The 7,114-nt window shown below is 61.6% G+C and carries 13 protein-coding genes and 1 pseudogene; 10 read left to right on the forward strand and 4 right to left on the reverse strand.

Annotation, left to right across the window (positions count from 1 at the left end; all coding sequences use genetic code 11):
• Positions 1 to 482, forward strand: a 482-nt coding sequence (locus tag WCB02_RS31345) for a citrate/2-methylcitrate synthase (protein WP_423964234.1), incomplete at its 5' end; no start/stop codon positions are given.
• A gap of 166 nt (positions 483 to 648) precedes the next feature.
• Here WCB02_RS31345 and WCB02_RS31350 read toward each other — a convergent pair.
• Positions 649 to 861 carry a hypothetical protein gene (locus WCB02_RS31350; protein ID WP_423964262.1) on the reverse strand — a complete coding sequence of 71 codons (213 nt, stop codon included), beginning with the start codon at positions 859 to 861 and terminating at the stop codon, positions 649 to 651.
• On the opposite strand from WCB02_RS31350, the pseudogene WCB02_RS31355 reads away from it, so the two are divergent.
• From WCB02_RS31355 to WCB02_RS31375, 5 genes and pseudogenes are all read left to right on the forward strand, one after another.
• Positions 829 to 963 (forward strand): annotated as a pseudogene (locus WCB02_RS31355) (response regulator); the annotation flags it as partial. The gene WCB02_RS31350 and the pseudogene WCB02_RS31355 overlap by 33 nt on opposite strands.
• A 74-nt stretch (positions 964 to 1,037) precedes the next feature.
• Positions 1,038 to 1,298: a hypothetical protein gene (locus tag WCB02_RS31360; RefSeq protein ID WP_423964236.1), complete on the forward strand. Its 261-nt coding sequence runs from the start codon at positions 1,038 to 1,040 to the stop codon at positions 1,296 to 1,298.
• A 101-nt stretch (positions 1,299 to 1,399) separates the two neighbouring features.
• Entirely contained in the window at positions 1,400 to 1,819 is a 420-nt protein-coding gene (locus tag WCB02_RS31365) for a sigma factor (protein ID WP_423964254.1), read from the forward strand.
• Positions 1,758 to 1,928: a TMEM175 family protein gene (locus WCB02_RS31370; RefSeq protein WP_423964256.1), complete on the forward strand. Its 171-nt coding sequence runs from the start codon at positions 1,758 to 1,760 to the stop codon at positions 1,926 to 1,928. Before WCB02_RS31365 ends, WCB02_RS31370 begins: the two co-directional genes overlap by 62 nt.
• Before the next feature lie 8 nt (positions 1,929 to 1,936).
• Positions 1,937 to 2,170 (forward strand): hypothetical protein, encoded by a 234-nt coding sequence (locus WCB02_RS31375; protein WP_423964238.1) that lies wholly within the window; start codon positions 1,937 to 1,939, stop codon positions 2,168 to 2,170.
• 178 nt (positions 2,171 to 2,348) lie between these two features.
• On the opposite strand, the gene WCB02_RS31380 is transcribed toward WCB02_RS31375, so the two are convergent.
• Positions 2,349 to 2,873 (reverse strand): hypothetical protein, encoded by a 525-nt coding sequence (locus WCB02_RS31380; protein ID WP_423964240.1) that lies wholly within the window; start codon positions 2,871 to 2,873, stop codon positions 2,349 to 2,351.
• Positions 2,874 to 3,312: 439 nt separating this feature from the next.
• On the opposite strand from WCB02_RS31380, the gene WCB02_RS31385 reads away from it, so the two are divergent.
• Positions 3,313 to 4,287 carry a Bug family tripartite tricarboxylate transporter substrate binding protein gene (locus WCB02_RS31385; RefSeq protein ID WP_423964243.1) on the forward strand — a complete coding sequence of 325 codons (975 nt, stop codon included), beginning with the start codon at positions 3,313 to 3,315 and terminating at the stop codon, positions 4,285 to 4,287.
• Between the two features lie 285 nt (positions 4,288 to 4,572).
• Positions 4,573 to 5,421: a hypothetical protein gene (locus tag WCB02_RS31390; protein WP_423964246.1), complete on the forward strand. Its 849-nt coding sequence runs from the start codon at positions 4,573 to 4,575 to the stop codon at positions 5,419 to 5,421.
• On the opposite strand, the gene WCB02_RS31395 is transcribed toward WCB02_RS31390, so the two are convergent.
• Complete coding sequence (locus tag WCB02_RS31395; RefSeq protein WP_423964248.1) at positions 5,376 to 5,792, reverse strand: hypothetical protein; 417 nt, start codon at positions 5,790 to 5,792, stop codon at positions 5,376 to 5,378. The genes WCB02_RS31390 and WCB02_RS31395 overlap by 46 nt on opposite strands.
• A 205-nt stretch (positions 5,793 to 5,997) precedes the next feature.
• Here WCB02_RS31395 and WCB02_RS31400 point away from each other — a divergent pair, with 205 nt between their 5' ends.
• Together WCB02_RS31400 and WCB02_RS31405 are read left to right on the forward strand one after the other, a co-directional pair.
• Positions 5,998 to 6,174, forward strand: a complete 177-nt coding sequence (locus WCB02_RS31400) for a hypothetical protein (protein WP_423964250.1) — start codon at positions 5,998 to 6,000, stop codon at positions 6,172 to 6,174.
• Positions 6,175 to 6,249: 75 nt separating this feature from the next.
• Complete coding sequence (locus tag WCB02_RS31405) at positions 6,250 to 6,918, forward strand: hypothetical protein (protein ID WP_423964259.1); 669 nt, start codon at positions 6,250 to 6,252, stop codon at positions 6,916 to 6,918.
• On the opposite strand, the gene WCB02_RS31410 is transcribed toward WCB02_RS31405, so the two are convergent.
• Positions 6,907 to 7,114, reverse strand: a 208-nt coding sequence (locus WCB02_RS31410) for a hypothetical protein (protein WP_423964252.1), incomplete at its 5' end; no start/stop codon positions are given. The genes WCB02_RS31405 and WCB02_RS31410 overlap by 12 nt on opposite strands.

Below are 7,114 nucleotides of genomic sequence, written 5' to 3' on the forward strand. Positions count from 1 at the left end.
CTGCGCTGAACATGCTCTACGGCATCGGTTCGGTCGAGCACATTCCCGACTTCATCACGCGGGTCAAGGACAAGAACAGCGACGTCCGCCTGATGGGCTTCGGCCACCGCGTCTACAAGAACTACGACCCGCGCGCCAAGATCATGCAGAAGATGTGTCACGCCGTGCTGAAGGAGACCGGACACGGCGACGATCCGATGCTCAAAGTCGCGCTGGAACTCGAAAGGATCGCGCTCTCCGATCAGTATTTCATCGACCGTAAGCTCTACCCGAATGTCGACTTCTATTCGGGCATCACGCTGAAGGCGATGGGCTTCCCGACCTCGATGTTCACTGTGTTGTTCGCGGTGGCTCGCACCGTCGGCTGGATCAGCCAGTGGAGCGAGATGATCGAGGACCCGCAGCAGAAGATAGGCCGTCCCCGCCAGCTCTACACTGGCGTTACCCATCGCGATTACGTCCCGATCGACCAGCGCAAGTAACAGGCTCGGACGTTCCGGACGATCAAGCCGGCCACGACAGCGTGGCCGGTTTTTCGAGCCCGCAGGGTGGGCGCGTTTGCACCAACCGTCTTGCAGTCGAGCAAGAGGAAATGGTGGGCACAGGCGGGCTCACGCTACGCGATCCGCACGTGTCCTGATTCAATTTTCAAACAGCCATTTTGCGATCGTCGTTCCCGGGCGGCACCGACAGGGCGCGAAGCGACCGGTTGGCATCGAACCCGGAATCTCGAGATTCCGGGTTGGCGGAGCCGGTCATCGGGGAGAAAGATTTTAGCCGCGAAGGTCTGGACACCAAATCAGCTTGAGCTGGCTCATGAATTTGATTGTCCGGCTGCCTGTCATTCTGATCAGCGGCCATGGCGATATTCCGATGTCCGTGAAGGGCATGAAGGCTGGCGCCGTCGACTTCCTCACCAAGCCGATGCGGGATCAGGACCTGCTCGACGCTGTGGCGACGGCTCGGCGGAAATCTTTCTGGCGTCACCCAATGTCGCTGTTTTCGACTGCGTCATCGCCGACATTCACATGCCAGGAATGAGCGGCCTGGACCTGGTGCGAAGGCTCCAGGAACAGGACGACATGCCATCCGTGATCCTGATCACCGCTCTGCCCGACGGGCATCTGGATGATGACGCCATCTCCACCGGCGCTCAATGTCTGCTCAGAAAGCCGTTCGCAATCGTAAGCCTGCTCGATCGTGTCGCGAGGAGTCTTTACCAATGCGCGTTCTCGACGATAACAATGTCGACGCTTCCATCGTCACTTCGCCGTCACGCCCCGGCGACGCCACACTGACGCCGCCACCCTCCCACTTCGCGGCTTGTCCGCGACAGGACGCGCCAATGAGATCGCGCTGCGAGACGTGGGACAGCCGCTCCGAGCGATGGGGCCGTCTCATGGTCGCAACCCAGGCTGGTGAACGCCGGTGTTACGAGCAATTACTTCGCGAATTGGACATCTGGCTGCGACGCTATTATGCACGGCGCCTTCCGCCCTCCGCGGCTGACGATGCGAGGCAAGACAGCCTTCTTGCCATCCATGCCAAGCGGCACACTTATGCACCTTCGAAACCCTTCGGAGCATGGGTCACGGCGATCGCACGCGACAAATGGATCGACCGCATTCGAGACGCGTCGCGCTTCACGGCGTTGGCGCTCGGCGACGAAATGCCGATCGAGGATCATGAGGAAGCTGCGATCAGCGCCGCCTCCCTGGATGACTTGCTCCGCCGGTTGAAGCCCGCTCATCGTCTCGATCAACCATCACCATCTTTTTCGCCACGCGGATGTCGTTACCGGCCGCCTGATCTGGAGTAATTTTGCACATTTGTTCGCGGTCTCGCTGATGCCGTTCTCGACGGCCTGGATTGCGCAAACCGAGCTTGCGGCCATCCCGTCTCGCTTTACGCAGGCGTGTTTGTTCTGATCAATGTCATGTATATCCTCCTGCATCTGGAGGCCGTCGATCGGCCTCAAGGCGGGGAGGTGCCGCGCCATGCGCGCGTCATGATGCGTGCGCGATCGCTAATCACGCTCGGGCTCTTCATCTCCGCCGCCGTTGTTGCGCTGAGATATCCGATCGGCGGCATGACCCTGATCTGCCTCTGCCTGGTCGTCTACCTGCGGCCGGAGGCGCCAAACATCGAAATCAAGAGAGCAAGAGGGTGAGGCCGTCGTGGCCGCTGGGTGCGACCTCGTATTTTGCATCCTGCTCTGCCCGAAGATTTGAATTCCGCGGACCAGATTCCGGTCTCGCATATGCCGCGCGCATATGCGAGCCCGGAATGACGTCGTCGTTGATGATGACCGCCAATCGATATGAGTTGAACTTCAAAATCGCTTGTACCTAGTCGTCTCCACGGTGCCGCTGAACCATGGTGAGCGTGAGGTCCCAGGCATTGCGGATATTGACGATCGCCAACAGCAGAAGGGCGGCGGCGAGGGCATAAAGCCCGAAGTCTTTTTCGAAATAGATCGACACGGCAGCCGTGAGCAGCGCGAGGTAGCCGAGGCCCGGCAAGATACCGTAGGCCAGGTAGTCCTCCAAGTAGTTCGTCATATCGGTGCGCACGACCTTGACCGTGATATAGGTCGAAATGGTCGCACCGATCACAGCGGTTGCGCCGATCAGCGCGGCGAAAAATTTGGCCTGATGCGATGGAAACAGGGCGATGGCAGACAGGAAGAACACGCTGGTGAAATGGATCACCACCGGGCTCATGAAGGTCCGCGTGGCGCCCTGGCGCTCCACGGTCAGGAACCCGGTGCCGAGCGAGACGGCCACGAACAGCAAGGCGAGCAACGTCGCCCCGGCCGTTCCGACCAGCATGTAGAAATCGTGCCATTCCTTCAGCGCATCGGCTGGCCACATGAACAAATCCCCGGTGTTGCCACAGCGCCCGCTCGTAGGCGGATTGGAGCCCATCGGGTCGCGCAACGCGCGGCCCGCTGGGCGTCGTCCGCCGCTTTGACTTCCGCTAACGAAAACACAAATGCGCTACTCTGCTCGCCATGTTCAACTTCGCAGTGAACATTGCGGCATCGATCCGTTCAAGCGTGGGCTTGTGACCCGCGCGCGCAATTGGCGATACTGGTGGTTTCGGCACGGCGCGCGCGCCGAGCTGTTTCCCGAAGGCCGAGGCGACGGCATCGAGACGACAAGCGATGGCGGCGAACGTTGGTGATCGCGGCGCGCCGTTCCGCGCGTGAGTTTGCCGGCTGCGCCGCCTTGCCGGCGCTGTGCGCCGGTGCCACACTGCCCGTCAAGTCCGCCGGCAAAGACCGTGCAATGCGGGACGATCGAGGAAACGATGAAGCTCATCGCGAAGCTGTTCGCCGTCTTATCCGTGCTGTTCGCGGCGCAGATCACCTCGGCGCAATCTCATTATCCGAACCGGCCGGTGAAAATCCTGGTCGGCTTCACGCCCGGCACGGCGCCGGACCTGGCGGCGCGGATTCTTGCCGACCGGTTCACGGACGTCTTCGGCACGCCATTCGTGGTCGAGAATGTTCCCGGCGCCGGCAGCAATATTGCCACCGATCGCGTCGCCAAGGCGCCCGCCGACGGCTACACGCTGCTGATGGGCGGCAACGCCTCGCTGGTCATCAATCCCGGCCTGTATGACACGCTGCCCTTCGACCCGCTCAGGGATTTCGCGCCGATCTCGCAGGTGTTCATCGCGGCCAACGTGCTCGCCGTCCCGCCGGAGCTGCCGGTCAGCAGCGTGGCGGAGTTGGTCGCGCTCGCCAGAGCGGAGCCCGGCAAGCTGTCCTATGGCCATGCCGGCGTCGGCACGTCGCAGCATCTCGGCGCCGAATTGTTCAAATCCATGGCGCATATCGATATCGCGGCCGTGCCCTATCGCGGCACCACGGCGTTCATCCCGGACCTGGTCGCGAACCGCATCTCGATGTCGTTCGCCAATATAGTGAACGTGATGCCGCTCGCGCGCCAAGGCAAATTGCGCGCGCTGGCCATCACCTCGATCAGGCGCTCGGCGCTGGCGCCCGATTTGCCGACCATGGCGGAGTCCGGATTTCCCGGCTTCGAGGCCGTGCCCTGGTTCGGGCTGCTGGCGCCGGCCGGCACGCCGGCCGAGGTGCTGGATCAATTGCACGGGCAGACCGTCGCGGCGCTGACGATGCCGGAGGTGCGCAGCAAGTTCGACGAACTCGGCCTCGAGCCGGTCGGCGACACGCCGGCCGAGTTCACAGCGATCATCAGGAAAGAAACGCCGGAATGGGCGAAGGTGATCAAGCAAGCCGGCATCAAGCTCGGTCATTAGACGGTCCATTCCAATGAAATCGATCCTTGTAGGATGGGCTTTGCAAGCGCTCAGCCTCAATCGAGTGCGGCCCGATCGACAGTCCGCAGGCTCGTGATCCGCCGTCTTGGTTCGCCGACACGGCGGATTACGCCTTTCGCAGGCGACCGTTCGCGAGCTACGGCCGACGAGCCGGCTCCGCCAGCACGCTGCCGCAGCATCGAAATGGCCCTCCCCTTGTTATCGACCGGGGTTGTGACACTCTGATCCCACCCCCTACAACTTCGGCAACCGGAGAAGAACCGAATGGCAAAAATCCTGATCGGAGCCCTCGCCGCGATCGCGCTCGCGGTGGCCGGTTTTTTTGGCTTCCAGTCTTACATGCAGCACCAGGTCGCGGCCCAGGTCGACGCGGCGTTCGAGCAAATCCGCAGGACGGGAGGCAAGGCGAGCCACGGCGTGGTGAAGTTCGACCTGTTGAAGCGCACCATCACGGTCGCCGATATCCAGGGCGAGACGGCAGCCCAACCGCCGCTCAGCGTGAAGATCGGCAGCTTCACCGCCTCGGGCGTCAGCCAGCCGGATGCGATGCATGTCACAGCCGACAGCATCGATGCCACCGACGTCGAAGTCAGCGGCGGGACGGCCGCGCCGGCCGGCTTTCACATCGATTACAAGGCGCCGCGGATCACTTTGAAGGACTATTCCGGTCCCCTGGCCGTGCGCGGGCAACCGGCCTCGTCGTCGATCGTCGATCTCTACCGGTTCGGCCTCGAGCAATTCTCCGCCATCAGCGCCGCTTCGGTCGCGGTCCCAAGCCTGGTCGCGACCATGGATGTCGGCATGGCCGCGACGGTCGGAGGTGACATCACCTATTCGGACTTGGCGGTCGAGGGCATCAAGAGCGGCAAGATCGCCAGCATCAAATGCGCCTCTTTCGACTTTGCGCTCACCACGCAACAGGCGGGCAGGACGGACAAGCTCAACGGCAATGTCGTCAACCTCGTGTCATCCGACATCGACACGGGCGCGATCGCCGCGGTGCTCGATCCGAACAACGCCAACGACGACAACTATCACGGCGCGTACCGCCAAGTGTCGACCGGTGCCTATACGATCGTGTCCGGCAAGGCCATACGCGCGTCGAGGGGATAACCGTCGACGATGTCGGGCTCCGCCCCTCGCGGCTGCAGATTGCCGCGCTCCTGGCCATGATGCCGCCAGCCGGCACCCAGCCGACGCCCGCACAAGCGCGCGACATGATATGCCCGCACCCAGAATGTCAGTGCCGACGATGCCAGGGGCGCCATCGCCGACAAGATCAGGTCGGCTGGCACGTCGCCGACGGTCACCAATCCTGATGCCGCGACCATCACCGAAGCGCTGGCACGCTTCATCGAGACCCCGCGGCGCATGCTGACGATCGAGCTGATACCACGCGCGCATGCCCCCGCGCTGTAGCTCGTGCAGCTGGTGAAAACCCAGCCGCTCGATGCGCTGGCCGAGTTCAAGGTTGAGGCCGGCATCGCACAGTAGGGAACCAGGGCGGACGGTTGGTCTCTCAGACCATACGGTGATCGGCCTGCGCGTACGTCGGAATGGAACCGACTGTGTCATATCTGCCGCAGTTCAACGCGTTTTTGAAAGCCTCCTCTTGATCGTCATACTGTGACCGAGAAGAAACCGTTATACTACGGCGTTAGTCTTCATTCACGAAGGAGAGATAGCGTGATGAAATTCTTGATCGTGGCGGGTGCAACGCTTGCAATGGTGACTGCCGCCAGCGCCGCCGATTTCCCCCGCCCTCAGCCTGTGACTCAAGAGGCGAGCATCGGCAAGATGCCGATTGGCAAGGCCCCCATCGGGAAGAATCCGGTCGGCAAAGCTCCCGTCGCTGCAAAATACTGACAGTTTCGATAGCGACAGTTCGATACGTACAGTCTCGCAAATTGTGTGGAAAGGCGAAGCGTGTCTAGTCGATTGATGAGAGGATACCTGCTTGGGGGACTGACGCTCGCGGCGGTGCTGCAGTGCAGTCTCCAGTCTGCTTCCGCAGATGAGGCTGATGCTCGCGCCGGAATGGAGCGCTTCAATTCCCACAAGGTCCACAAGCGGGTCGCCGACGCGAACGCGCTTGCGTCGGCTGAAACATCCCCTGAATCGACGCCGATGTCGACGATACGGCACGCCTCGGCAAAGGGCCCGTATTACGTCGATTTCCGAGCCAGGACGGCAGCGAGCTGGGGACACGCCTTCGTCTGGTACGGCAAGACGAGCGAGCGACAGGTCGAGGTCGCGGGCCTTACGCCCGCGGGAAACGAGCTGACTTACGTCATTGGCTACATGACATTGGTTCCGTCGGAGACCGGTGCGAGCTACGGTGATCTTGACCCGGAATACTTGACCGCGAGCTACCGGGTCTATCTGGACGAAGCCGACGCCAAGAGAGTTTTTGCCTATATCAAGAAGTTGCAGGCAAATTCGCCGGTCTGGAATGCCGAGACATTCAATTGCACCGGGTTCATTGGCAACATCGCGAGCTTCATGGGATTGAAGACCCCCTACCGGTGGCTGCGTCCTGAAAATTACGTCAACAGTCTCAAGGAGATGAACGGCGGACGCCAATTGGTCCGCCTGTCGTCAGAACAGTAGCGCGCGTCGGTCGCGATCAGGGGCAAAGTGGCCGTCGATCAAGCCGTACGAATAGCTCGACGTCATGAGCGCGATCGATCGATTGCATGAATCGATCACGCGAGCCCAATTTTTTTTGATGGCACGGTGGGCGCGGCGCAGGTGCGCCCTGCCAAGCCGACGAATTCGAATTCGAATTTCAAACAGCAGATACGGT

Source organism: Bradyrhizobium sp., assembly GCF_049581145.1.
GTDB lineage: Bacteria > Pseudomonadota > Alphaproteobacteria > Rhizobiales > Xanthobacteraceae > Bradyrhizobium.